The following is a 25,179-nucleotide window of genomic DNA, read 5'->3' on the forward strand; positions in this document are numbered from 1 at the left end:
CGACGTCGGTGGCGCGGGCACGCCGGTTCTCGGGCAGACTGGCTAGTGGACCTTCCCCCGCCCGCAGCCCCTGCCCCGCTCGAGGAGACCCCGTGGCCACCTTCGCCCGCACGCGCCTCCTTGTACTCATCGTGGTACTGATCGTCCCCGCGGTGCTGTTCCCGCTGGTCGGGGTGTGGACCTTCGTGTGGCTGCCGGTGGCCCTGATGCTCCTCGGTGTCTCCCTGGCGCGGCCCGAGACGTTGGAGCGGATCGCCGGGCGTGTGGCGGACCTGTCGAGAGGACGAGGAGGCCGCGCCTCCGGAACGTCGGAGGAGGCGGTCGTGGACACCGACGTGGAGAAGGCGTCCCGGGACCGTTCGGATCAGGGGGACGAGCCCGAACCGGTCCCCGCGCCGCGTGGAGAGAGCGGGACCCGAGGCGTGCGTCTGCGCCGTACCGAGCTGCCCAGCGCCCTGCCCGACTACGATTTCGTCTTCTCCGCGCGGGTGCACTGGCGCTGGGCCCGCCGGGTCGACCTGAGATTGCGCGCCCCGGCCGGGCCGGCCTCGTACTCGATCCTGCTGCGCGCTCGCGAGGTGCTCGGCAGGACGGGGCCCGAGGACCGTGGCCTGGTCGAGGCCGAGCTCGCCGCGTTGTTCGCCGCGGAGTCCCCGATCGCCGAGGGCGTCGTCGAGGTGTGGGCCGACGAGATCCGGGTCGAACTGGCCGACGAGGACGAGGAGCGACTGCGCCGCGTCGTCGATCTGCGCAAGGATCGCGCCCTCTGGGAGGCCGAACACGAGGCGGAACGGGTCCGTCGGACCCTGGCGGCCGATGGCCCCTCGCCCTCGGCGCCGCCGAGGACACCCCGCTATGAGCCCGAGCCCTCCGAGGAGTTGTCCGGGCAGATCATCGAGCACCTGCCCGATCACGCACCGGCCGGGCCGGGGAGCGGGATCGACGACGAGGGATACGAGAGTTACTGGTGGCCCGCCGAGGACGAGGAGGACGAGCACGCCATGCAGCAGGACGTGCAGGTCGCCATCCTCCGGGGGCTGATCGACTCGGTCGAGGACGAGGGCGAGCGCGCCGCGTTCGTCCGGGAGCAGGTGCGCCTGCTGGAGCAGAGCGGTTTCCCGAACGTCGCCGAGCGCATCCTGGCGGTCTACCCCGAACGCTGACCCCGTCGAGGGGGTCAGACCCCGCCGACGCTGGGGGAGTAGGCCGCGTGCAGGACCAGGGTGGCCGCGCCGATGGCGCCGACGTCCTCGCCGATGAGCGAGGGCTCCACCCGGAGGCGGCGCGCCGAACGGGCGATGGTGCGCTCCGCGACGGCCCGAGCCAGTTTTCGCGCGTAGAGGTCGCCGACCTGGGACATCCCCCAGCCGCCCAGGACCACCATCGGTACGTCCATCAGGTTGAGCAGGGTGACGGCGGCCTCTCCCAGCCGTTCTCCGGCGGTTTCGATCACCCGTGAGGCGACCGGGTCCCCGGTGCGGGCCTCACGGCAGACCTTCCGGTAGGCGGCGACCGTGCGGGCCTGTCCGCGCTCGAAGTCGGCCGCGTCGTCCCCGCGTAGACGCGCGGCCTCGGAGGCGACCGCGTGGGGGGACACGTAGGTCTCCAGGCAGCCCCGATCGCCACAGGGGCACCACGGGCCCCGAGGGTCGACGGTCACGTGACCGATCTCGGCGGCGTTGGAGGTGCCGCCCCGATAGACCCGACCGTCCAGCACCAGACCGCCGCCCACACCGGTCCCCACGTACACGAACGCCATGTCCTCGGAGCGCTCGCCCCCGCCGGCCCACCGTTCGCCGATGGTCGCCGCCGTGGCGTCGTTGTCGATCACCACCGGTAGTCCGGTGCGCTCGGCCAGCGCCTCGCGCAGCGGTACCGATCTCCAGCCCGGCAGGTGGGGCGGGGTGACGACCCCGTCGCCTCGGTCTATCGGTCCCGGGACGGCCACCCCCAGCCCCAGGATCCGGTCGGGTGCGGGGGCCCGTGCCACGAGGGCGTGGACCGAGCGGGACAGTGCGGCGATGACCCGTTCCGGGCCTTGGGAGGAGGGGGTGCGTCGTCGGGCCCGGACCACCACGCGTCCGGCCAGGTCGGTGACGACCAGAGTGGTGGACGCGGGGTCGATGTGCATGCCCACCGCGTAGTAGGCGCCGGGGTCGAGGCGCAGCAGGGTGGCGGGTTTGCCCCCGCGCGAGGTGGCGCGACCGTCCTCCAGGATCAGGCCGTCCTCCAGGAGACGGCGGACGATGTTGGACACGGTCTGAGCCGTCAGTCCGGTCTGCGCGGCCAGGTCGACCCGGCTGATCCCCTCGGCCCGGCGCACCGCGTCGAGCACCCTGCTCTGGTTGAGGTCTCCCAGCCACAGCAGGTTCGTGCTGGTGCGCATACGTCGCCTTCTCTCCGCCTCACCGGCGGGCGGGGTACGGGGCCCGCCCCGATCACGAGGGTAACCGCCTGTATATCCGACTTGCCCCATTGCCTTTATCCAAGGTTTTGAGTAAGCATGTGATACGGCTCACTGCTTGGGGTCGTCCGGCGTTCCACACCACCGCTGTGCGAGGGGTAGACGATGAGGGGAACTCGACGGAACACGATCCGGGCGGCGGCGACCGCCTCACTCCTGACCCTGATCGCCGCGGGCTGCTCCTCCCCGGCCGAACGGGACGAGAACACGGTCCGTATCGCCTACCAGAGGTACGGCACCTTCATCGCGATGGACTCGTTGATGAACCGCGTCAAGGAGGAGTTCGAGGCCGACCACCCCGACGTCACCATCGAACTCGTCCCCATCGAGGCCCCCGCCGAGGACTACCAGACCCAGGTGAACCTCATGAACGGCTCCCCCGGCGAGGCGCCCGACCTCATCTACGAGGACACCTTCACCATCAACCAGGACGCCGACGCCGGGTACCTGGCGCCCTTGGACGAATACTTCGACTCCTGGGAGGACTCCGAGTACTTCGGCGAACAGGAGGCGGAGGCGGTCACCTCTCTGGACGGGACCCGCTACGGGGTCATGCTCGGAACCGACGTACGAGGCCTGTGGTACCGCTCCGACCTGCTCGAACAGGCCGGAGTCCCGCTTCCCTGGGAGCCCTCCACCTGGGACGAGGTACTCGACACCGCACGGGCGGTCCGCGCCGAGCACGGAGCGGACGTGGTGCCGCTCAACGTCTACGCGGGCACTCCGGCGGGGGAGGTCGCCTCCCTCCAGGGCTTCCAGATGCTGCTCGGTGGTACCGAGGACACGCTCTTCGACGAGGACTCGGGACGGTGGGTCGCCGCCGGGCCCGGGTTCACCGACGCGCTCGAATTCGTGTGGACCCTCTTCGAGGAGGAACTGACCCACGCCCCACAGGACGCGCTGGACGCCAACATCGGCACCGTCAACAACGAGGAACGCTTCCCCGCAGGGGATATGGCGATCAGTCTGGAGGGCTCCTGGGCCACCCAATCGTGGATCGAGGAGGCCAACCGGCCCTGGCCCGAGTGGGAGGAGTACATGGAGTTCGCCCCCATGCCCACCCGAGACGGTCGAGGCGAGGGGGTGACGAGCATGTCCGGAGGCTGGGCCCTGTCCATGGGGGCCCATGCCACCGACCCCGACCTGGCCTGGGAGGTCATGACCTACGCGCTCGGAAGGGAGAACGCCGTCGGGTTCGCGGTCGAGGGCGGACAGATCCCCGTCCGCTCCGACGTCGCCGAGGACCCCGGCTTCCTGGAGGGGGCGCCTATGGCCGAACGGTTCGCCGCGCTGGTGGACGTCACCGGTTTCCGTCCCGCCTACAGCGAGTACCCGAGGGTCTCCCTGGCGATCCAGGAGGCGACGGAGAGCGTGATGCTGGGCGAGACCACCCCGGAGGAGGCCGCGCTGACCTACACGAGGGAGCTGGAGTCCATCGTGGGTCCCGAGAACGTGACGGACGGATCCTGACCGGTGGGCGCCTCCGGTGACCTGGAGCGAGGAGGAGGGGACCTCTCCCGACCTCGCGCCGAACGCTCCGGAGGGCCGGGGCGGACCTGGTCGAGGGCGGCCCGTTGGGCCGTCCCGATGGGCCCCGCCCTGTTCCTCCTGCTGGCCTTCTTCGCCGGTCCCATCCTGTGGACCGTGTGGGCCTCGCTGACCGACGCCGCTCTGACCGGGGCCCGCGCGGCGCGGACCGACTTCGTCGGCGTCGCCAACTTCGAACGCCTGCTCACCGACGTCCGCTTCCGCGACGCCACGATCCTCACCGCCCTCTTCCTGATCGGAAGCGTGTTCGGGCAGACCGTGCTGGGCCTGGTCCTGGCCCTGCTCACGCGCGCCCGCCACGGGGCGGTCAGGGCCGCGGTCGGCGCGATCGTCGTCGGGGCGTGGGTGGTCCCCGAGGTCGTGGCCGGGTTCGTCTGGTACGCGTTCCTGGAACGGGAGGGGACCCTCAACGCGGTCCTGGGGTTCCTCGGGGCGGGAGAGCAGAACTGGCTGTTCACCGCGCCCCTGCTCGCCGTGATCCTGGCCAATGTCTGGAAGGGCACCGCCTTCTCGATGATGACCTACTCCGCGGGGCTGTCCGAGGTGCCCGACGACCTCGAGGAGGCCGCTCGGGTGGACGGCGCCTCTCCCTTCCAGGTGCTGTGGCACGTGGTGCTGCCGCTGCTGCGCCGCACCCTGGCCACCACCCTGTTGCTCATCACCCTCCAGACCGTCCAGGTGTTCACGCTGATCTTCGTGATGACCTCGGGCGGTCCCGGCGCCCGCAGCACGACATTGCCGCTGCTGATGTACCAGGAGGCTCTGCGCATGGGCGATCTCGGCTACGGCACCGCCATCGCCCTGGCGCTCCTGGTCGTCGCGGGCCTGTTCTCGATCGTCTACGTGCGCATGCTCGGTAAGGAGGAGCGGCGATGAACCGGACACGGAGGACCCGTCGCGGGGCGCGCATGGTGGTCAGCGCCCCGAGCCGGGTGGCCGGAGGCCTGCTCGCCCATCTTCTCCTGGGGCTGCTGGCCGTGCTGTTCCTGACCCCGACCCTGTGGATGGTGTTCGCCGCCGTCGACTCCGAGCCCTCGCTGAGGGCGGGACCGCCGACCTCGCTCACACTCGACCACTTCACCGCGATCATGACCGAGGAGATCGTCTATCGGCCGCTCTGGAACAGCCTCCTCACCTGTGGGGGAGCGGCCCTGATCACCATGGTCTGCTCGGTCCTGGCCGCCTACCCGCTGTCCAGGTACAACCTGCGGTTCCGGAGACCGTTCCTGTACACGGTCCTGTTCGCGACCGGCCTGCCCATCACCGCCATCATGGTCCCCGTCTACGGGATGTTCGTACAGGTCGGTCTCCTCGACTCGCTGATCGCCACCACCCTGTTCCTGGCCGCGAGCACCCTGCCGTTCGGGATCTGGCTCACCAAGAACTTCATCGACGGCATCCCCATCGCCCTGGAGGAGGCCGCCTGGGTGGACGGGGCCTCCGCCTGGCAGTCCCTGCGTCACCTCGTGGCACCGCTGCTGGCGCCGGGCCTGGCGGTGGTCGGGATCTTCACCCTGGTCACCACCTGGGGCAACTTCTTCGTCCCCTTCATCCTGCTCAGCAGCCCGGAGAAGATGCCCGCCGCGGTGCGGGTGTTCACCTTCTTCGGCCAGTACGGAAGCGTGCGCTACGGAGAGCTCGCCGCCTACTCCCTGCTCTACACGCTCCCGGTCGTGGCGCTGTACATGGCGGTCTCCCGCGCCATGGGCGGTCGCTTCGCCCTCGGCGGCGCGATGAAGGGCTAGCGCATCAACCGCAGGGTGAGGATCTGGAAGGGGCGGAGGGACAGCTCCACCCGATGAGGGCTCCCCGCGTCCTTCTCGCCCTCGTCCGCCAGGGCCGTGGAGAGGAGCTCCGGGGCCTCCTCGTAGTCCTCCTCCAACAGGTTCACCGCGCTCACCCCGCGGACCGGGAAGCCGGTGGTCAGGGCGGTTCGAGCGCGTCCGCCGCGTGCCTCGTACAGGCGCACCACCACGTCGCCGGAGCGGTCGTCCGCGAGTTTGACGGCCTCCACGACCACGCCGGGGTCGGCCACGGTCACCAGCGGCTCCACCACCGCGGCGCCCGGAAGCTCCCGGACCGGAAGGTTGATCCGGTAGCCCTCGCGGACGGCGTCCTCGACCTCCGCGCCCGGGGCCAGCGCGTAGCGGAGACGGTGGACCCCCTGATCGGTCAGGGGGTCGGGGAAACGCGGCGCCCGCAGCAGGGACAGCCGCACCGTCGTGGTGGTCCCACCGTCGGGGCGCGCGTCATGGGTGACGTCGTGGCCGTAGGTGGAGTCGTTGAGCACCGCCACCCCGTAGCCGGGTTCGGACACGTGCACCCAACGGTGCGCGCAGATCTCGAACTTGGCCGCGTCCCACGAGGTGTTGGTGTGGGTGGGACGTTCGATGTGGCCGAACTGGGTCTCGGAGCGGGAGCGCCGGGCGTGCACGTCCAAGGGGAACGCGGCCTTGAGGAGCTTCTCCCGCTCGTGCCAGTCGACCTCGGTGGCCACGTCCAGCCTTCGTGCCCCCGGTTCCAGGGAGAGCGTCTGGACGACGGAGGAGGAACCGAAGGAGCGCCTGACGCGTACGGCGGCGGCGGTGGAGGAGAGACCCGCCTCCGCCCTCTCCTCCGGGGCGGGGACGGCGACGGAGTCGGCCTCGGTGAGGTCGGTGACGTTGTTCCGGTAGAACTCGTCCACGTCCCAGGCGTCCCAACCGTTGGGGACGTCCTGATGCAGCTGGAGCAGGTTGCCGGTCGTCCCGGGGGCGAGCACCTCGCGTCCCCGCTCCCCTTCGGAAAGGTCCAGGATCGAGACGACGAGGCCCCGCCGGTCCACGCGCACCGTCAACAGGCCGTTGTCGAGGACGAATCCGTCCTCGTCCGGAGCGACGAGCGCCTCGGGCACGTCGTCTCGGGCGACCCGGGAGCGGGGGAGCGCGCCCAGCGCGGGGACCCCGTCACGCTCGTGCGGGGCGGGGTTGAAGAGCACGCCGTCCCCGGCCTCGGAGCCCTCGGGGACCAGTGCGGTCTGGGCCCGCGCGATGACGTCGGTCAGCTCCTCGGCGACCTCCCGGTAGGCGACGGCCGTCTCACGGTGCACCCAGGCGATCGAGCTCCCGGGGAGGATGTCGTGGAACTGGTGGAGCAGGACCGTCCGCCAGATCCGCTCCAGACGCTCGTACGGGTAGTCGGCCCCCGCCCGGACCGCCGCCGTCGTCGACCACAGCTCCGCCTCGCGCAGCAGGTGCTCCGAACGTCGATTGCCCTGTTTGGTGGCGGCCTGGCTGGTGTAGGTCCCTCGGTGGAACTCCAGGTAGAGCTCGCCCCACCAGACCGGGGCGTCGGTGTACTCGGCGTGGGCTCGAGCGAAGAACTCCTCGGGGTGTTCGATCGTCACCCGGGGCGAACCCTCCAGGTCGCGCAGCCGGGCGGCCCGGCCCAGCATCTCCCGGGTGGGGCCGCCGCCCCCGTCGCCATGGCCGAACGGTACGAGGGAGCGGGTGGCGTCGCCCTTGTCCCTGAAGTTGCGGGAGGCGTGTGCCAGTTCCGCACCGGTGAGTTCGGAGTTGTAGGTGTCCACCGGTGGGAAGTGGGTGAACACCCGGGTGCCGTCCAGCCCCTCCCACCAGAAGGTGTGGTGCGGGAACCGGTTGGTCCGACTCCAGGAGATCTTCTGGGTGAGGAACCAGTGGGACCCGGACAGGCGCACCAGCTGGGGCAGGGCCGCCGAGTACCCGAAGGAGTCCGGGAGCCACACCTCTCGGGTGTCCACCCCCAGTTCGTCACGGAAGAAGCGTTTGCCGAAGGTGAACTGGCGGGCCAGAGCCTCGGAGCCGGGCATGTTGGTGTCGGACTCCACCCACATCCCGCCGACCGGGACGAACCGGCCGGCCGCCACCTCCTCCAGCACACGGGAGAACAGCTCCGGACGGTGCTCCTTGAGCCAGGCCCACTGCTGGGCCTGAGACATCGCGAACACCAGCTCCGGATGGTCGGCCGTCAACCCGACGACGTTCGCGCTCGTGCGCGCCACCTTGCGGACGGTCTCGCGCAGCGGCCACAGCCAGGCCGAGTCGATGTGGGCGTGCCCGATCGCGGACACCCGGTGCGCGCTGGCGGAGGCGGGGGAACTCAGGGTCGGGGCCAGGACCTCGCGGGCGCGCTCGGCGGTCCCGGGGACGTCCTGCGGGTCCAGAGCGTCCAGGGTCCGGCCGAGCGCGCGCAGCAGCTCCCACCGACGGGGGTCGCCGGTGTCGAGTTCGAGCATCAGTCCACCGGCGACCTCCAGGTCCAGGGCGAGCTCCCACACCTGTTCCTCGAACACCGCGAGGTCGGCGCGGGCCAGCCGGTAGAGCGGTTCGTCCCGGGGGCCGGGGGCCGTGCCCAGATCGGTGGGGGTGAACGGCGGATCTCCGAGGATGATCGGGTTGGCGGCCGCCTCCACGTGGAACTCCACGTCCTGTTCCCCCTCGACGGGGGAGCCCACCGGGATCCACGCGTTGAGCGGGTTGAGCCCCTTGACCACGGTCCCGTCGGGGCGGTGGACGAGACCCTCGCACTGGAAACCCGGCATGGCCCGGTCGAAGCCGAGATCGAACACGATCTCCACCCGGCGACCGGTCCACTCCCGCGGGACCCGTCCTCGAAGTCGGAACCAGGTGGTGCCCCAGGCCGGACCCCAGGCGTCGCCCACCCGGGCCGGCCCGTACGGCGCGGCGAGGCCCTCCGCGACCGGGACGGGCTCGCCCGGGACGTCCCAGCGCGCCACCTCCAAGGGGATCGACTCCCCGTACACGGCGGGCCGTACGCGTTCCCGCAGGGCCCTTTCCAGTCGTGCCTCGATCAGCCGCCGGTCGTCATGCACGGTGGGTCTCCGATCCGTCGTCCCATGGCCGTTGCCGGGTACGTTGCCGGCGCCGTTCCACTTCGTCAATACTTTGGACGAAGTGGAATGGGAGCCCTCCCGGGCCGGTGGTGTCGGCCTCTCGGTCTCAGGACAGGTGGTGCACCTCCTGAAGTCCGTGGACGGGGGTGGGGATCCCCTCGTAGCGGGCCTTGAGCTGCAACGCCAGATACAGCGAATAGTGGCGTGACTGGTGCAGGTTGCCGCCGTGGAACCACAGCCCCTCCTGGCGGGTCGGTTTCCACATGTTGCGCTGTTCCCCCTCCCAGGGCCCCGGGTCCTTGGTGGTGTCCGAGCCGAGCCCCCACACCTTGCCGACCCGGTCGGCCACCTCACGTCCGATCAGGTCCGTGGCCCAACCGTTCATCGATCCGTATCCCGTCGCGTACACCACCAGGTCGGCCTCCAGTTCGGTGCCGTCCTCCAACACCACCGAGGTCTCGGTCAGCCCGGTCACCTGACCGTGCGCCAGGCGCACCCGTCCGTCCGCGATCAGATCGGCGGCGCCGACGTCGATGTAGTACCCGGAACCGCGCCTCAGGTACTTCATGAACAGCCCGGAGTCGTCGTCGCCCCAGTCCAGGAGGAAGCCCGCGCGTTCGAGGCGGTCGTAGAACTCCCGGTCGCGCTCCCTGATCCGGTCGTAGACGGGACGTTGGAAGGTGTCCATGATCCGGTAGGGCATCGAGGCGAAGGTCAGGTCCGCCTTCTGCGTGGTGATCCCGGCGGCCAGGGCCCGTTCGGAATAGAGGTCGCCGAGCCCGAGGTCCATCAACGAATCCGACTTGACCACGTGCGTCGACGAACGCTGCACCATGGTCACCTCGGCGTCGTTCTCCCACAACGCTCCGCAGATGTCGAAGGCCGAGTTGTTCGACCCGATCACGACGGCCTTCTTCCCCCGATAGGCGTCGGGGCCCGGGTGCCGCGAACTATGGTGCTGATCTCCGAGGAAGCGGTCACGCCCCGGAAGTTCGGGGACCACCGGCTTGCCGGACATCCCCGTGGCCAGGACCAGATGTCGGGGGCGCAGCACGATCTCCTCGCCTGCCCGGTCCACCACGACCGTCCATTCCCCGGTCTCCTCGTCGTGCTTCGCGCTCAGACAGGTGGTGGAGGACCAGTAGTCGACCTCCATGACCTTCGTGTACATCTCCAGCCAGTCCGCGATCTTGTCCTTGGGGGCGAAGACCGGCCAGTTCCGAGGGAAGTCGAGGTAGGGGAGGTGGTCGTACCAGACGGGGTCGTGCAGGCAGAGGGACTTGTAGCGACCGCGCCACTGGTCGCCGGGGCGTTCATGCCGGTCGATCACCAGGTAGGGGACTCCGAGCCGGGTCAGCCGGGCGCCGAGCGCGATGCCGCCCTGCCCGCCGCCGACCACCACCACGTACGGCTGGTGGGAGCGTCCCATCCCCTCCAGGACGGCCTCGCGTCGTTCGGCCCAGGTGACGCGGTCGCGACGCGCGCCGTGCTCGGCCCCCATAGGGCGCCGTTCCCCCTCGGGTTCCTCGTGGCCCTTGAGCTCATAGAGGGTGGTGAGCAGGGTGAAGGCGCCCTCGTCCCGCAGACGCAGATGTCCTCGGCCTCGGCCGACGGCCGTCTCGAACGCGATCCAGGCCTCGATCACGCCATCGGTCTCGGTGGGTTCCTCGGTGAGATGAAAGCCGGAGGGGTCGGCGGAGTCGAGGACGGAGCGCAGCATCGTCTCCACTTCCTCGTGGCCCTCGACGGTCTTCAGGTTCCAGGTGAAGGCGACCAGGTCGCGCCAGTAGCAGGTGGGGGCGAACATTCCGGTGGCCCGCGCGGTGTCGCGTTCGGTCAGCGCCTCCTCGAAGGCGTGGAGCCAGGTCTCCGCACGATGGCGGACGGCGGTCGGTTCCCGTTCCCCCGCCCCGGATTTCGCGGATTCTGTCATGAGACGGCCTCCTTGGCGTAACGTGATCGCCATCACAACTCGTTCGGTGGAGGCCCCACAAGGGTTGCGGCCGATTGCGCGACCGTCCCGGATCCACCGCCCCCGACGCGCCGACGAGGACGGTGAAGAGTGACGACCTTCCACGCGATCTCCCCCGGAACCGATCTGCCCTCCCACGCCCGGGCACTGAGTCGAACACGGGACCAGGTCATCGGCGGCTCCCGTGCCGTGGGACGACCGCGCATCCTCGTGGCCCGATCGTGGTCGCGGGTCCTGGAGATGGGGCTGGATCCCGACGGCGGGAACCTCCGGTCGGTGCTCCCCGCCGATCAGGTCGAGCACAGGCGCAGGGAATCGCCTCTGTCGTCCGTCGTCGACGAACTGCACCGGATGGTCGGTTCCGCGGCCCGGCTCTCCCGGTCGTTGATGGTGGTCACCGACGCGGACGGGATCGTCCTGTGGCGCGACGGGGCCACCGGGGTCCGGATGAGCGCCGACCGGCTCGGTTTCGCGGAGGGGGCCCGGTGGACCGAGTCCGCGGTGGGCACCAACGCGATCGGCACGGCCCTGGCCGAGGCCCAGCCGGTGGAGCTGTTCGCGGCCGAGCACTTCGAGCAGTGCCAACTCCCCTGGTACTGCACGGCGGCGCCGATCCACGACCCCAGGACGGGGCGCATGCTCGGGGTCGTCGACGTCAGCGGTCCCGCTCTGACCCTGCACCCCATGGTCGCCGCCCTCGTCGCGGGGGCCGCGAGCCTGGTCGAGCTGCGACTGGCCGAACACCATCGGGCCCGGCTGGAACGCCTGAGGGTCGCCTCCGGGGTCCGCTCCGCGGGAAGGAAGGGGCCGTACCTGCTCGTGGACGACGACGGGTGGGTGGCGGAGGGCACCGGGCCGCCGACCCTGGACCGGGTCGCGGCCCCCGCCGAGGGGCGCGCGCTCGCGGTGCCGGGGATGGGGCTCTGCATGCCCGAGCGGGTGGGGGAGGGGTGGTTGTTGCGTCCGCCATCGGTCCCTCGACGCGATCTCGTAGAGCTACGACTGGATCTATCGGGGGAACCGACGGTGGAGGTCGTGGGGGGAGGTTCCTGGCGTTCCCGGCTCACCACCAGGCACGCGGAGATCCTTCTCCTGATGCATCTGGTCGGGCAGGAGGGGATCGGAGCCGCCGCGCTCAGCCGTGTCCTGTACGGGGACGAGGAGCACGTGGTGAGCGTGCGCGCGGAGATCTCCCGGCTGCGTCGGGCCCTGGGCTCGGTGCTGACCTCGCGTCCCTACCGGGTGGCGCGGGGTGTTCGCTTGAAGGTGGCGACGGGCGACGCCGAGCGGTTGGAGGAGTGCGTCTTCGTGCGGAGGCACGTCTGCCCCGGGGTGCGCGCGATGATCGCCGCTCGGGGCGGGGCGTGAGCCGTTCGGGCGGCGGTGTGCGCGGGCGGAGACCCGCCCCTCGATAGGCCCGACGGTGTGGACGGTCGCGTCCTCGTGCGAGGGGGCGGACGGTTCCGTGTCGACGTCGGGACCGCCTCGGGGAGAGGGCGACCGTTCCGGAGGGCCGAGTCCGACACAGCGCAGGCCGCGGAGCATCAACAGGTCGATGGGGGTCGTCACGGGTCTCATGGGCGTGCCTTCCGTGCCGTGCGTCGTCTCGTGGGTCCGGTCCGGGGGTTCCGGTCACGTTTCGGATGTCGTCATCATTCAGATGATGACGACATCTGGATTGTAGGACAGGGTGGTCGATGGCGGTACCACGAAGGCGCGGACCGGCGATGACGTGTGCGTCGGGCATGACATCCTGGGAGCTCCGGAAGTCCGTGCGGGGAGGAACGACAGCACATGAGCATCGACGCGCCGCGGGGGCGGTCGGCATCGGTCATCGGATCGCTCGCCGAGAACAGCAGCCTGCGGTCCCGGGTGACGGACGTGCTGCGTCAGGCCATGGTGGCCGGCGAACTCGAACCGGGACGGATCTACTCGGCCCCCACGCTGGCCGAACGTCTCGGCGTCTCCGCCACCCCGGTGCGCGAGGCCATGATGGAGCTGGCCCAGGAGGGGCTGGTGGAGCCGCTGAGGCACCGCGGCTACCGCGTGGTCGAGGTGGGGGACGTGGTCCTCGACGAGATCATCGAACTGCGCTCGCTCATCGAGGTGCCCACGGTCGGTCGGGTCGCGCGGATCGCGACGTCCGAGCAGGTCGCGCTCCTGCGACCGCTGGCGGATCGACTCAACGCGACCGCCGCCGCCGGTGAACTCCAGGAGTTCATCGCCACCGACACCGACTTCCATCTGCGGCTGCTGGCCATCGCGGGCAACGGGCGTCTGGTGGAGGAGATCCGCCGTCTTCGCGGGATGTCCCGACTGTCGGCGCTGAGGCGTCTGTACGAGGAGGACCGGCTCGGGGCCACCGCTCAGGAGCACCACGATCTGCTCGACCTCATCGAGGCCCGCGAGGTCTCCGGGGCCGAGGAGCTCATGCGGCGGCACCTGGGTCACGTGCGCGGTGTGTGGGCGGGACGCGAAGAGGTCTGAAAGGGCTCCAGGGGCGGGTTCGAAGGGCCTCGGAACGCTGCCGAGAGCGCGCTCGGGGACGGTCCCGCGCAGGTCACGGCTTGATCGACCTGGAAAGTGGTCTTGCTTTGTGCAACGTAAAATTGTACGTTGCACAAGTTCACATCATGAGGCCCGCGTCACGTGGGCCATGACACGAGGAGTACTGCGTGTCCTCCCAGCAGTCCGCGGTCGGCCAACCGGCCACCAACCGCCGTGTGCTCATCGGCAGCCTCAGTGGCAGTGCCATCGAGTGGTTCGACTTCTTCCTGTACGCCACCGCCGCGGCGCTGATCTTCGACAAGCAGTTCTTCCCCAACGACGATCCCGTCATCTCGTTGATGCTGTCGTACCTGTCGCTGTCGCTCACCTTCTTCATCCGCCCCTTCGGCGGCATCGTCTTCTCCCACATCGGTGACCGCATCGGGCGGAAGAAGACCCTCGTCATCACCCTGTCGATGATGGGCGGCGCCACCGTCGCGATCGGTCTCCTGCCCACCTACGCCCAGGTCGGCGTCCTCGCCCCGATCCTGCTCATCCTCTGCCGGGTCGTCCAGGGACTGGCCATCGGCGGCGAATGGGGCGGGGCGCTGCTGCTCGCCTACGAGTACGCGCCCAAGAACCGTCGCGGCTTCTTCGGCTCGGTGCCCCAGACCGGCGTCACCATCGGCATGCTCCTGTCCACGATCGCCTTCGCGCTCGTCAGCCTGCTGCCCGACGGAGCCTTCGAGGCCTGGGGATGGCGGCTGCCCTTCATCGCCAGCCTCGTCCTGGTCTTCGTCGGCCTCTGGATCCGCAAGGGACTGGCCGACACCCCCGCCTTCCGAGAGGCCAAGAAGAGCGGGAACATCGCCAAACTGCCGATCAAGGACACCCTGCGCGACCACTGGCGCTCGGTCCTCGTGGCGGTCGGCGCCAAGGTCGTCGAGACCGCGCCGTTCTACATCTTCGCGACCTTCGTGGTCAGCTACGCCACCGGCACCCTGGACATGCAGCAGTCGGTGGTCCTCAACGCGGTCAGCGCCGGTGCCCTCGTCAGCACCATCTCCATCCTGCTCATGGGATCGCTCTCGGACCGTCTCGGCCGCACCACCGTCTTCCTCGGCGGCGTGGTCCTCATCGCCGCCTTCGCCGCCCCGTTCTTCCTGCTGCTCGACCTGCGCATGAACTGGGCCGTGTACGCCGCCGTCGTCATCAGCCTCGGCGTGGCCTGGCCCCCGGTCACCGCCACCCTGGGCACCCTGACCTCGGAGATCTTCACGACCCGGGTCCGCTACACCGGTGTGACCCTCGGCTACCAGATCGGTGCCGCGCTGGCCGGTGGTACCGCCCCGCTGCTGGCGACCTGGCTGCTCGCCCGCTTCGACGGCGCCTGGTGGCCCATCGCCTCCTATCTGGTCGTCCTGGCCGTCATCTCCTTCGCCGCCGTCGCAGTCTCGGGACGCGTCGTCCGCAAGGAGACCGCGGCCATCGCCCGACGTGAAGGAACCGAGAAGACCGAGGTCGACGCATGAGCATCGAAACGAACACGACGGCCCAGACCACGCCGCCGACCGTGAACGGACTTCCGTTCGTCGACGCGGAGGAGGTCCACCGCCGCATCGACCCGGACCGCGCCCGCCGGCTCATCGAGCAGGCCCTGCGAGACGGGTTCGACCCGGCGGACGACCCGGCCCGCTCCCACGCGAACGCCGGATCGGGCCATCTGCTGCTCATGCCCTCGACCCTGGGCGACTGGGTCGGGGTCAAGGTCGCCTCCGTGGCGCCCGGCAACCCCGAACTCGGACTGCCGCGTATCCAGGCGACCTACGTGCTGATGGACGCGCGCACCCTCACCCCGCGCCTGTTCGTCGACGGTGTCAGCCTCACCTCGCTGCGCACCCCGGCCACCTCGGCCGTGGCCGCCGACCACCTCACCGCGCCGGAGGCCTCCCGCCTGGTGGTGTTCGGCAACGGACCCCAGGCCGTGGAGCACACCGTCGCGATGGCCGGGATCCGCGAGTTCACCGACATCAGACTCGTCGGCCGCACCCCGCACAAAGTGAGGGCGGCCATCGAGGAACTCGCCGGACGCGGTGTCACCGTCGAGGCGGGGACCGCGACCGACGTAGCCGAGGCCGACCTCGTCGTGTGCGCCACCTCCAGCGCCGACCCGCTGTTCGACGGGTCCATGGTGCGCGACGGGGCGTGCGTCGTGGCCATCGGCTCGCACGAACCGGACCGCCGAGAACTCGACGCCGCCCTCATGGGGCGTTCCCAGGTCGTGGTCGAGGAGCGGAGCGCCGCGCTGCGCGAATGCGGAGACGTGGTGATCGCCATCGACGAGGGCACCCTCACCGAGGACGATCTGCTCGGCCTCGCCCCGCTCGTGCGCGGGGAGTTCTCACGACGGACCGACCGACCCAACGTGTTCAAGGGATCGGGCATGTCCTGGCAGGACCTCGCGGTCGCCGTGGGTGTGGCCCCCACGGACTGACCCTTCCCAGCGGCACCGTCCGCCGCGTCCGTCCGGGAGGGTCCGTCCTCCCTCTCCGGACGGGTCACCCGGGGCCCGGCCCGGCGCCTTCCAGCGCCGGCCGGGCCCTTCGCCGTGTTCCTAGGGGCGGAGGCCGGGGCCGAGATAGTCCTCGGCCCGGTCCCCGCCTTCGAGGGCGACGAAGATCCGTGAGGTGTCGTGCGGCCGGGACGGGTCGTAGAGCACGGTCACCGGGCCGCCGATCGAGAGGACACGGCCCCGGGGGAGACGTTGGATCCGCTGGACCCAACGGCGTTGTCCCTGAAGGTCGGTGAAGGAGAACGTCCAATGCGTCACGGAGGGGCCGGAGTCGTTCGAAACGGGGAGGGTGAGCTCGGTGACCTCACCGTTGGTGCGGGTCCCCTCGCGCAGCAGCCGATCGAGGAGCTCCCGCCCTCTTCGTTCCCGGACCCGTGAGAGCACCCCGAAGAGCAGGGACAGGACGAACAGCATCGTCGCGAGGCCCGGCGCCCACCAGCGCATCGCGTAGGAGAACCAGGCGCCGGCGCCCCAGGCCTCGTGCTCACCGAAGACCGGATCGACCGCGGTGCCCACCATGTCGACCGGAGCCCACAGGTAGGTCGTCGCCCACCACATCGTCACGGCGATACCCAGGAACCAGAGGGTCACCGGGCGGGGGTGGATGGAACGCCCGCCCGAATATCGGTGGCTCCAGTGGCTGTAGGCGAGGAAACCGATGATCGAGCCGATGGCGGCGATCGGGGTGACCCAGTAGGCCATCGTCGACTCGGTGTCGGAGAAGACGCTGTTGACCGTCGACACCCGGACCCGGTCCATGATCGCCGCGACGGCGTAACCGACGGCGCCGCCGGCGAGGACGAGTGTCAGCCCGCCGATGAGGGTGAGGACGAGGGCCTTGGGACTTCCGATCAGTCGCCGTAGGCGGGCCTCCCGCGCGGCGGCGGGATCGACGGTGCTCACAAGGGTCCTCCGGGCGTCGGGGGAGCACGTAAGTGTCCCGTTTCTCCTGATTCGAGACATCCTATGATTCGCGATCGACCCGCCTCTGTCTGGGGATACCCCTGGTGGGAGCGCCTGCCCGCGAGGATCGGGAAAACGGGTGGAGGGGCCGCCGAACCTCCCCCTAGGGTGACGGCATGATGCCGGTGGTGTGGTTGTCGGGGACGTCGGGCGTGGGAAAGTCCACGGCCGGCCATGGGATGTTGCGGGCCATGGCGGAACGGGGCGTGACCGCGGCCTTCGTGGACGCCGACCAGGTACGTCTGGCCGCCGGCGTCCTCGCCGAGGAGACCGAGCTGGTCGCCTCGGGTCTGGCCGCTCTCGCCCCTCGCTATCGGGAGGCGGGGGCACGACTGCTGCTGGTCGCCGGTCTCGTCGACGGCCCCGGCCATCTCGCCCGCCTTCTGCCCGGGGCGGACCGGGAACGGATCCTCCTCTGTCACCTGAGCGCCGACGCCGCCACGCTCCGCGAACGGATCCACCACCGCGGCTGGGCGGTCGAGCGGGCCGATGAGGCCGTCGCGTACGCCGAGCGGGTGGATACGGGTCGGGTCGACCTTCACCTGGACACCGGCGGGATGACCAGGGAGAGGGTGGTCGACCACCTGGCCGCCGTGACACTCGAACGCCTGGGACCCGTGCTCGCGGAGGCCGCGCCTTCGGAGAGGGCGGCCGACACCGCGAGGAGCGATGGGCGTGTGCTCCTGGTGACCGGGCCCGGCGGAGTCGGAACGTCCACGATCGGCTTCGGGGCCTTCTCCAGGATGGCCGGGGAGGGGCGCGCGGTCGCCTACGTCGACACACGACAACTCGGTCTGCTCGGCGCGGATCCGCACGGGAGGCACCTGTCCGGCCTGCGCGCGGACAACGCGCGGGCACTGATCGGTACTCTCACGGCGGGCGGTGCGAGGACGGTCGTGGTCGGTGCGGACCCCGACACGGCGCGGTCGCTGGGAGACGAGACCGAGAGCGTCGTTCTGCGAGCCCGTCCGGCGACACTGGAGGAACGACTCCGACTGCGCTCCGAAGGCGTGGGGCCGCCCCTCCCCGGCGACCCGCGGAAGGGGATCGGCGGAGAGGGGTTGCGACGGGCGATCGCGAGGAGTGTCGAGGAGGGCGCTTCGATCGAGGCCCGCCTTCCGAAGGCTCGGACGCTGTCCACGGACGGCGTCGAACCGTCCGCCCTGGTGGAGGCGATCCTCTAGGCCCGGGGCGAACCCGGGCCGCGGTGACGGGGGCGGCCGGGGCGAGACTCAGCGGGCCGGGGCCTCGTCCGCCTACTCGGTCTCCGGAACGGAGAGGGCCGCCCGGCGGGCGATCACCGCGCAAACGAGCAGTTGGATCAGATGGAAGATCATCAACGGGAGCACGTACATCCCGACCTGCTCCGACGGGAAGAGCAACATGGCCATGGGGAGCCCGCTGACCTGGCTCTTCTTCGAGCCGCAGAACATCAGCACGACCCGATCGGCCCGTTCCATCCGGACCAGCCGGCCCAGGCCGGTGAACAGCCCGAGCACGACGGCCAGCAGCACGCACGAGACCAGGATGACCACGAGCAGCTGGGTCGGGGGAACGACCTGCCAGAGCCCCTGGGTCACGCCCACACTGAACGCCGCGTAGACGACGAGCAGCACCGACCCCTGGTCGACCACCGAAACGATCCGGCGGTGCTCCTTCAACCACGGTCCGATCCGGCCGTGCAGGAGCTGACCGGCGACGAAGGGCACCACGAGCTGTCCGAAGATCCCGAGGAGGGACTCGGTGGTGATCTCGACGGTCGACCCCAGCAGGATCGCGGCGAGCAGCGGGGTCAGGACCACGCCGAGCACGTTCGAGACGGACGCCGAACTGACGGCCAGCGCCACGTTGCCCCGGGCGATCGAGGTGAAGGCGATCGAGGACTGCACGGTCGACGGCAGGATGCACAGGAACAGGAACCCCGTAGCCATCACCGGGCTCAGTACGGAGGACGGCAACGCGACGATCGCCAGCCCCAGGAGCGGGAACACCAGGAACGTGCAGCCGAGGACGAGCAACTGGAACCGCCACCGGGAGAAACCGCGACGCGCCTCCAACGGGGAGAGCTTCGCCCCGTGCAGGAAGAACAGCAGACAGATCGCCGCGACGGTGATGTACTCCAGGGCGTCGGCCGCCGTCCCTCGGGCCGGGACCAGGGTCGCGACGACGGGGAGGAGGACCAGCAGGAGCAGGAACGGATCCAGGAAACGGGGTAGACGGGAGAGCATCCTTCGACTGTGCCGGCAGGGTGTTCATTCGGAAACGGGGATACCGTACTGACTGTCTGCACCTATCGTGATGACCATGCGGAACGAGCTCGACCTGACCCGGATGCGCACCTTCGTCGCGGTGGCCGGGCAACTCAGCTTCTCAGGGGCCGCGCGACGCCTGGGCCTGAGCCAGTCCGCCGTCAGCCAGCAGGTGCGGCGTCTGGAGGAGGAGATCGGACGCACCCTCCTGGAACGCGACACCCACACCGTGCGCCTGACCGCCGAGGGCGAGACCTTCCTCGGCTACGCCCACCGCATGCTCGACCTGAACGACGAGGCGATCGGCGCGGTCGCCTCCTCACAACCGCGTGGGCGCGTACGCTTCGGTGTCTCCGAGGACTTCGCGTTGACCCGTCTCCCGGACTTCCTACGCCGGTTCCGGGCCCGCCACCCGCACATCGATCTGGAGTTCACGGTGGAGCTCAGCGTCATGCTGCACCGCAGACTCCGGGCCGGGGAACTCGACGCGGTGCTCGCGATGCGCCTGAACGCCACCACGGGTGTGGACGCCTTTCGGCCGCGCACCCTGTTCCGCGACCCTCTGGTGTGGGTCTCGGCGCCCGGGGTCGAGATCGAGGAGGATCAGCCGGTGCCCCTGGTGCTCTACCCCAGGCCGAGCCTGACCCGGGACGCGGCACTGGACGCGCTGATGTCGGTCGGGCGCGCGCACCGTGTGGTCTGCACCTCGGGAAGTCTCAGCGGGCTTCGCGCCGCCGCCCTGGCCGGACTCGGCGTGATGCCGTTCGCGCGTTCGCTCACCCCGGACGGGCTCGTCGACCGAGAGCACGGTCTGCCCGTCCTTCCGGAGACGACCTTCGTCCTGATGACCCGCGGCACCTCCCTCTCCCCGGCGGTACGGGCGCTCGTCGACGCGCTCCAGGACGACCACCGGGAACTACGCGTCGACCCTCGCTGACCCCGTTCGAAGGCCACCGCAGGGCGTCTTCACGAGCGTGGCGAAGGCCGCTCACAGTGGTTCGACGGTCCTTCGCGGGCTCGCGGCGATGACGGCCTCCAGGGCCTCCACCGAGGCGCGCAGCGTGTCGATGCGCTCCAACAGTCCGTCCCGTTCGGTCACGAGCTCGTCGTACAGATCCGCGCAGGCCAGACCGATCCCGTCCTCGTGTTGAGCCAGGCACGGCAGGATGTGCACGATCTTGCGGGTGCTCAGACCGGCTTCGAGGAGGGAACGAACGCGTTGGACCAGGACCACGTCGTGCTCATCGAAGATCCGGTACCCGCTGGGCAGACGTTCCGGACGCAGCAGCCCCTGTTGCTCGTAGTAGCGCAGGGAACGAACGCTCACCCCCGACCGTCGGGACAGCTCACCGATACGCACGACCCCGCCCTTCGACTTGACTCTCACATCGATGTCAGAGTCTAGCGTCGGCGGCATGTCGCAAACCCTCGATACACCCCGTGCCACGGGTGTGCCCCGTCCTCTGGCCGGGGCCTTCGTACTCGGCGCGTTCGCCCTGGGGACCTCGGAGAACGTGATCGCCGGGGTACTCGCCCACCTGTCGACGGCCCTGGCGGTCCCGGTCTCCACCATCGGCCTGCTCGTCACCGGTTACGCGGCCACGGCGGTCGTCGCCGGACCGCTCCTGTCCCTGGTGACGGGGAGACTCCCACTACGACGTCTGGCCCTCCTCGCGCTGTCCCTGTACGGAGCGGGCACCGTGGTGGCGGTCATCGCCCCCGCCTACACCACGCTCATGGCCGCGCGGATCATCACCGGGGCCCTGCACACCACGGTGCTCGTGACGTTCATGCTCTCCGCCGTCCGCCTCGCCCCGGAAGACCGCAGGGGGCGCGAGGTCGGCCGGATCACCCTGGGCCTCGGAGTGGCGACGGTTCTGGGGGTTCCGCTCGGAAACCTGCTGGCCCAGACCCTGGGATGGCGGTGGGCCTTCGGTCTCATCACGCTGTCCATCCTCGTCACTCTGGTGCTCGTGTTCATCTCCTTCCCCCGCGACGAGGCCCCTCGCGGTTCCACCGGTCCGCGCTCCCTTCGCGTGTTGACCCGAGGGTCGGTCCTGGGCGGAGTGGCGATGAGCGCGGCGGCGGGGCTCGGCGCGATGACACTGCTCGCCTACGCCGTCCCGTTCCTCACCGACGGCGCGGGTGTGCCCGATCGGGCCGTCGCCCCGATCCTCCTGCTCCAAGGAGCGGCCTGCCTGGCGGGAAACCTCGTCGGCGGGGGCCTCGCGGACCGGAACCTGCCTCGGGCGCTCACCCTCTCCCTGTCCATGACCGCGATCGCCCTCGTCATCGCGGCCCTCGTCTCGGGGACGGGGCCGGGAGCGGCGATGGGTCTGGCACTGGTCGGGTTCGCCTATTTCTCCACCCTTCCGCCCCTGAACACCTGGATCGCGACCAAGGCCGAGGGCATCGCGCCCGCCCTCGCGCTCGCCGTCAACAGCTCCGCCTTCAACGTCGGCATCGCCGCCGCGGGCCGGCTCGGCGGGGTGGTCTCGTCCGGCCCGCTCGGGCCGGGAACGCTCCCTCTCCTCGGGGTCGCGCCGCTCCTTCTGGCTCTGGTCATCGCCCGTTCCCTGAGAGCCCGATGACATCACCGCCCCCGGTGCCCGCGGGCGTTTCCCGAGATCGACGTTCCTTTCCGCCGGCGAGGGCGATTCTCTCCCCGTGTACGGCGGGGCCACCGGTTCCGACCCGAACCCGTGGACGGCGTCGACGATGAATCGGGTGAAGGGTTCGATGGTTTCCTCCTCGGGGGGGCGAAAAACCCTTTCGGGATCGCCGGTGCGGAGGGGCGCGTTATCGGGAGTGCGCACTATTCCGGTGACGATCGGCTCTCCTCTGGATGAACCGGGAGATGAACGCCGTGGGGTCGCCTCTCCGAAGGGGTGATGCTCTTGGAGACATCTACCCCTCTCGTGTCGAACGTGCATTCGATGGATCTCGTGTTCCGAACGGGGGCACAACTTTTCCGGTGGCCGAATGTGGCCGTTCACGGGTGAAACCGAGCTCCCCGGAAGGATTTTTCGCGGGGTTTCCCGTTTCCCACCGGACGGGCCTCGGGAAAACGGGTCCCTGGGCCTTTTCCGGCCGCCGAAGGCACTCCAGGATCGGTCACCGGGGTACGCGGCCCGCGTGCCCCGGTGACCGATCGGAAGGGGTTCTCCATGCCGGGATGTTTCATCAACTACAGGACGGGCGACGGCGAGCACGTGGCCACGCTGATCGACCGCGAGCTCGGCCGGCGTTTCGGGCCGGACGAGGCGTTCCGCGCGAGCCGCTCGATCGAGGCCGGACAGGACTATGTACGGACCCTCGACGCGGCCGTACGCCGTTGCGACGTCCTCATCGCGATCATCGGACCGGCCTGGCTGGACAGCCCGCACCGCTCCGACGGGGTGGGTCGGGCCCTCGACGACCCCGACGACTGGACCCGACGTGAGATCGCCACCGCCCTGTCCCTGGGCACCCCGGTGATCCCCGTCCTGTTCGACGACGCCCCTCGACTGCGCGAGGCGGATCTGCCCGAGGACATGCGGGGCCTGGCCCGGTGCCAGTACCGCCGGTTCCACCACCGCTCGGTCGACAGCGATCTGGAAGAGGTCATCGAGGCGGTGGAGGTGGTCGTGCCCCGGCTCGGCGAGATCGGCGAACGGCCCGCTGAGGAGGGGTCCGTTTCCTCTCCGATCGCGGAGGTGGCCAACACCATGCGCGACGTGAGCGGTGGAACGGTCGCCCAGGCCCGCGAGTTCCAGGGCGTCAACGAGATCAGCGGGACGACCCGCGACGTGGTTTTCGGCAACTCCGGGGCGGTGAACACCGGCTCCGGAACCCAGTACAACGGTTCCACCGTGCACAACGGAACCGGCGATCAGTACAACGGCTCCACCGTGCACAACCGAAGCGGCGACCAGTACAACGGCTCCACCGTGCACCACGGCACCGGTGACCAGATCGGGGTCCAGAACCTCCACGCCCCGCGTCACCGTGGGGAGGCCGGGTGAAACCGGTGGAGACGCCCCCCACGAGGATCATCTCGGGCAACGACGGTGCGGTGAACACCGGCGAGGGGTCTCAGTACAACGATGCCTCCGTGCACCACGGCACCGGCGACATCAATCACCACCACTACTTCTCCGGCTCCGCCGAGGCCGCCAGGTTCGCCATGGACGACCGAGGGCGACTGCGGCGCCCCCGCACCGTGGTCGCCTCGCAACGCCTGGAGGAATTGCGCGCCCACTACGTGGCCCCGCCCGGATACGACGAGGAGAAGCGTCGAAGGGAGCTGGAGGAGCACGGGGTCCTGGTCCTGACCGGACCTCCCGGCGTGGGCAAACGGACCTGCGCCCAGTTGACCCTCGTGCCGAAGGGGAGCGAAGGCCTCGTCGACCTGCGCGAGGTCCAGGTGGAGGTCGATCCGCGTCCCACCCTCGACGCCGGAGAGATCCAAGAAGGCGAACGGCTCATGGTGGAGCTGACCGGGCTCACCTGCTCGGTCTCCGAACTACGGACGAGCCTGGTCTCCCTCGCCTCCCAGGCGCAGAACGTGAAGGCGCGGCTGATCCTCCTCGCGGAGGAGGAGGATGTCCGCGACCTCCCCGACGAGCTGCGGGAACGGTCGGTCACCCTGCGCCGTCCCCACGGCACGAAGGTCCTGTACCGGCACCTGGTCCGATACGGGTTGTTGCCCGATCACCGGCACGAGAGCACCGTTCTTCCCCTGGAGCTCCCCCTGCTCCCCGGACCGGTGGTGGAGTGGCTCGGCCGGGCCTCGATGTCGGAGATCGAAGGTCTGGCGCGTCGCGCCGGAGAGGACCACCAGAGCGAGGGCGGGAGAGTCGGCCTCGGGGAGCGGCTCGAACGGGCGCTCGGGCAAGGTCATCCGGCCGCGGACAAGGCCGTGGCCGAGGCCGAGGGGCGGGGCCGCGCGATCCTGCTGGCCGCCGCCTTCCTCGAAGGAGCCGAGCTCGACCGCCACTCCGCCGCCGTCGAACGCCTCCTGCCGATCGTCCGTACCCCCGAGAACGAGACCCCTCCGCTGGAGAGGGCGGGTTTCACCGAGGAGATCGCCCGTGTGGGGGTCACCCTGGACGAGGAACGCCGGATCGGGTTCTCCTCGCCGGGCTACGGTCGTGCCGTCCGCGAGGCCTTCTGGGACTCCTATCCGCACCTCCAGGGCGAGTTCGCCGCGTGGATCGACACCTGCCTGGACGACTCGGGGCTGTCCCCGGTCGACCGGGACGCCGTCGCCGAACGCTGGGCGGGCCAGGCGTTGCGCGCCCAACGGCTGGAGGAGCTCTTCGAACGCGTCTACAAGTGGTCCTTCGAACACGGTCCGCAGGCGGCGCTGTTGCTCTCCTCGGTCCTGGAGGACACCCGGCACGGAGGGGCCGCGCGGCAGCAGATCTACAGGTGGGCGCGGACCGAGGCCCTTCCGGGCGCCACGGCCTACGTCCTGGTCGCGGTCTGTTCGGAGGTCCTGGTCACCACCCACCCCGATCAGGCCCTGGTCCGGTTGCACCACCTGGCGGGCAACAAGGACCCCGACGCCGCGGCGGCCGCCCGTTCGGCGCTGCTCCGGTTGGCCGAGGACCCCTTCCTGTACCGACGGCTGCTGCGCCGGGTGAGCAACAAACTGGCCGGCCCCGACCGGAGGAACAGGCCGATCGACGGGGACCTGTTCGAGGATCTGACCACACCCGCCAGACTCGTCGACGGTCCTCGACCGCAGGCGAGGAGACCCGACGTCGGAGCGTGGACCCGCGCGGGGCTTCCCGTCGTGCTCTTCCGTGATGCCGCGGCGGCCTCCCGCTACTGCGAGCGGCTCCTGGAACATCCCGGAGCCCTGGCCGACATCCTCGCCCGGTGGCTGGTCACGGCGGCGATGGACTCAGGACGGCTCTCCTCCCTCTACGCGGCGGCCCTGCGCTGGGCCTCCGGCGGCGAGTCCGGTTCCCGCCGTTCCCGGGCCGACGCGCTCCTGCGACACATCGACGCGGCACAAGGGCTCGATCTGTCCCCCCGACCCCTCGCATGAAAGGAACCCCCCTC

General features: G+C 70.2%; 19 protein-coding genes. 13 read left to right on the forward strand and 6 right to left on the reverse strand.

What is annotated here, in order from left to right:
- Positions 1–92: 92 nt before the first annotated feature.
- Entirely contained in the window at positions 93–1,163 is a 1,071-nt protein-coding gene (locus D451_RS0119365) for a hypothetical protein (protein WP_014909328.1), read from the forward strand.
- Between the two features lie 14 nt (positions 1,164–1,177).
- Here the strand turns inward: D451_RS0119365 and D451_RS0119370 are convergent, their stop codons facing one another.
- On the reverse strand, positions 1,178–2,386 hold the full coding sequence (locus tag D451_RS0119370) for an ROK family transcriptional regulator (protein ID WP_014912512.1): 1,209 nt from the start codon (positions 2,384–2,386) through the stop codon (positions 1,178–1,180).
- A gap of 183 nt (positions 2,387–2,569) precedes the next feature.
- On the opposite strand from D451_RS0119370, the gene D451_RS0119375 reads away from it, so the two are divergent.
- From D451_RS0119375 to D451_RS0119385, 3 genes are read left to right on the forward strand one after another with little or no spacing between them, the layout of a single operon-like run.
- Positions 2,570–3,934 carry an extracellular solute-binding protein gene (locus D451_RS0119375; RefSeq protein ID WP_017535633.1) on the forward strand — a complete coding sequence of 455 codons (1,365 nt, stop codon included), beginning with the start codon at positions 2,570–2,572 and terminating at the stop codon, positions 3,932–3,934.
- Positions 3,935–3,937: 3 nt separating this feature from the next.
- The gene (locus tag D451_RS0119380) at positions 3,938–4,888 is read left to right on the forward strand and encodes a carbohydrate ABC transporter permease (protein WP_014913297.1); all 951 of its coding nucleotides are present in this window, start codon (positions 3,938–3,940) and stop codon (positions 4,886–4,888) included.
- The gene (locus tag D451_RS0119385; RefSeq protein ID WP_042284216.1) at positions 4,885–5,757 is read left to right on the forward strand and encodes a carbohydrate ABC transporter permease; all 873 of its coding nucleotides are present in this window, start codon (positions 4,885–4,887) and stop codon (positions 5,755–5,757) included. The genes D451_RS0119380 and D451_RS0119385 overlap by 4 nt, the downstream gene beginning before the upstream one ends.
- Here the strand turns inward: D451_RS0119385 and D451_RS0119390 are convergent.
- Both D451_RS0119390 and D451_RS0119395 read right to left on the reverse strand, forming a co-directional pair.
- Positions 5,754–8,864 carry an alpha-mannosidase gene (locus D451_RS0119390; RefSeq protein ID WP_017535635.1) on the reverse strand — a complete coding sequence of 1,037 codons (3,111 nt, stop codon included), beginning with the start codon at positions 8,862–8,864 and terminating at the stop codon, positions 5,754–5,756. The two genes, D451_RS0119385 and D451_RS0119390, sit on opposite strands and share 4 nt — an antisense overlap.
- A 127-nt stretch (positions 8,865–8,991) precedes the next feature.
- Entirely contained in the window at positions 8,992–10,818 is a 1,827-nt protein-coding gene (locus tag D451_RS0119395) for a flavin-containing monooxygenase (RefSeq protein ID WP_017535636.1), read from the reverse strand.
- Between the two features lie 129 nt (positions 10,819–10,947).
- On the opposite strand from D451_RS0119395, the gene D451_RS0119400 reads away from it, so the two are divergent.
- From D451_RS0119400 to D451_RS0119415, 4 genes are all read left to right on the forward strand, one after another.
- The gene (locus D451_RS0119400; protein WP_017535637.1) at positions 10,948–12,225 is read left to right on the forward strand and encodes a GAF domain-containing protein; all 1,278 of its coding nucleotides are present in this window, start codon (positions 10,948–10,950) and stop codon (positions 12,223–12,225) included.
- A gap of 426 nt (positions 12,226–12,651) precedes the next feature.
- On the forward strand, positions 12,652–13,344 hold the full coding sequence (locus tag D451_RS0119405; RefSeq protein WP_017535638.1) for a GntR family transcriptional regulator: 693 nt from the start codon (positions 12,652–12,654) through the stop codon (positions 13,342–13,344).
- Between the two features lie 188 nt (positions 13,345–13,532).
- Entirely contained in the window at positions 13,533–14,876 is a 1,344-nt protein-coding gene (locus tag D451_RS0119410; RefSeq protein ID WP_017535639.1) for an MFS transporter, read from the forward strand.
- On the forward strand, positions 14,873–15,838 hold the full coding sequence (locus D451_RS0119415) for an ornithine cyclodeaminase family protein (protein WP_017535640.1): 966 nt from the start codon (positions 14,873–14,875) through the stop codon (positions 15,836–15,838). The genes D451_RS0119410 and D451_RS0119415 overlap by 4 nt, the downstream gene beginning before the upstream one ends.
- A 120-nt stretch (positions 15,839–15,958) precedes the next feature.
- Here D451_RS0119415 and D451_RS0119420 read toward each other — a convergent pair whose 3' ends face one another.
- Entirely contained in the window at positions 15,959–16,819 is an 861-nt protein-coding gene (locus D451_RS0119420) for a DUF3592 domain-containing protein (protein ID WP_017535641.1), read from the reverse strand.
- Between the two features lie 176 nt (positions 16,820–16,995).
- On the opposite strand from D451_RS0119420, the gene D451_RS0119425 reads away from it, so the two are divergent.
- Positions 16,996–18,063: an adenylate kinase family protein gene (locus D451_RS0119425; protein ID WP_026125195.1), complete on the forward strand. Its 1,068-nt coding sequence runs from the start codon at positions 16,996–16,998 to the stop codon at positions 18,061–18,063.
- 72 nt (positions 18,064–18,135) lie between these two features.
- Here D451_RS0119425 and D451_RS0119430 read toward each other — a convergent pair whose 3' ends face one another.
- The gene (locus tag D451_RS0119430) at positions 18,136–19,107 is read right to left on the reverse strand and encodes a bile acid:sodium symporter family protein (RefSeq protein WP_017535643.1); all 972 of its coding nucleotides are present in this window, start codon (positions 19,105–19,107) and stop codon (positions 18,136–18,138) included.
- A gap of 76 nt (positions 19,108–19,183) precedes the next feature.
- Between D451_RS0119430 and D451_RS0119435 the strand changes: the two genes are divergently transcribed.
- Positions 19,184–20,065, forward strand: a complete 882-nt coding sequence (locus tag D451_RS0119435) for a LysR family transcriptional regulator (protein ID WP_234305875.1) — start codon at positions 19,184–19,186, stop codon at positions 20,063–20,065.
- A 51-nt stretch (positions 20,066–20,116) separates the two neighbouring features.
- Here D451_RS0119435 and D451_RS0119440 read toward each other — a convergent pair whose 3' ends face one another.
- A complete protein-coding gene (locus tag D451_RS0119440) occupies positions 20,117–20,488 on the reverse strand; it encodes a MerR family transcriptional regulator (RefSeq protein WP_017535645.1) in 372 nt (123 codons plus the stop codon).
- A 55-nt stretch (positions 20,489–20,543) separates the two neighbouring features.
- On the opposite strand from D451_RS0119440, the gene D451_RS0119445 reads away from it, so the two are divergent.
- From D451_RS0119445 to D451_RS0119455, 3 genes are all read left to right on the forward strand, one after another.
- Positions 20,544–21,719 (forward strand): MFS transporter, encoded by a 1,176-nt coding sequence (locus tag D451_RS0119445; protein WP_199806152.1) that lies wholly within the window; start codon positions 20,544–20,546, stop codon positions 21,717–21,719.
- Between the two features lie 576 nt (positions 21,720–22,295).
- Entirely contained in the window at positions 22,296–23,132 is an 837-nt protein-coding gene (locus D451_RS0119450; RefSeq protein ID WP_017535647.1) for a TIR domain-containing protein, read from the forward strand.
- The gene (locus tag D451_RS0119455) at positions 23,129–25,165 is read left to right on the forward strand and encodes a hypothetical protein (RefSeq protein WP_234305876.1); all 2,037 of its coding nucleotides are present in this window, start codon (positions 23,129–23,131) and stop codon (positions 25,163–25,165) included. The genes D451_RS0119450 and D451_RS0119455 overlap by 4 nt, the downstream gene beginning before the upstream one ends.
- Positions 25,166–25,179 lie beyond the last annotated feature (14 nt).

The organism is Nocardiopsis alba DSM 43377, from assembly GCF_000341225.1.
GTDB lineage: Bacteria > Actinomycetota > Actinomycetes > Streptosporangiales > Streptosporangiaceae > Nocardiopsis > Nocardiopsis alba.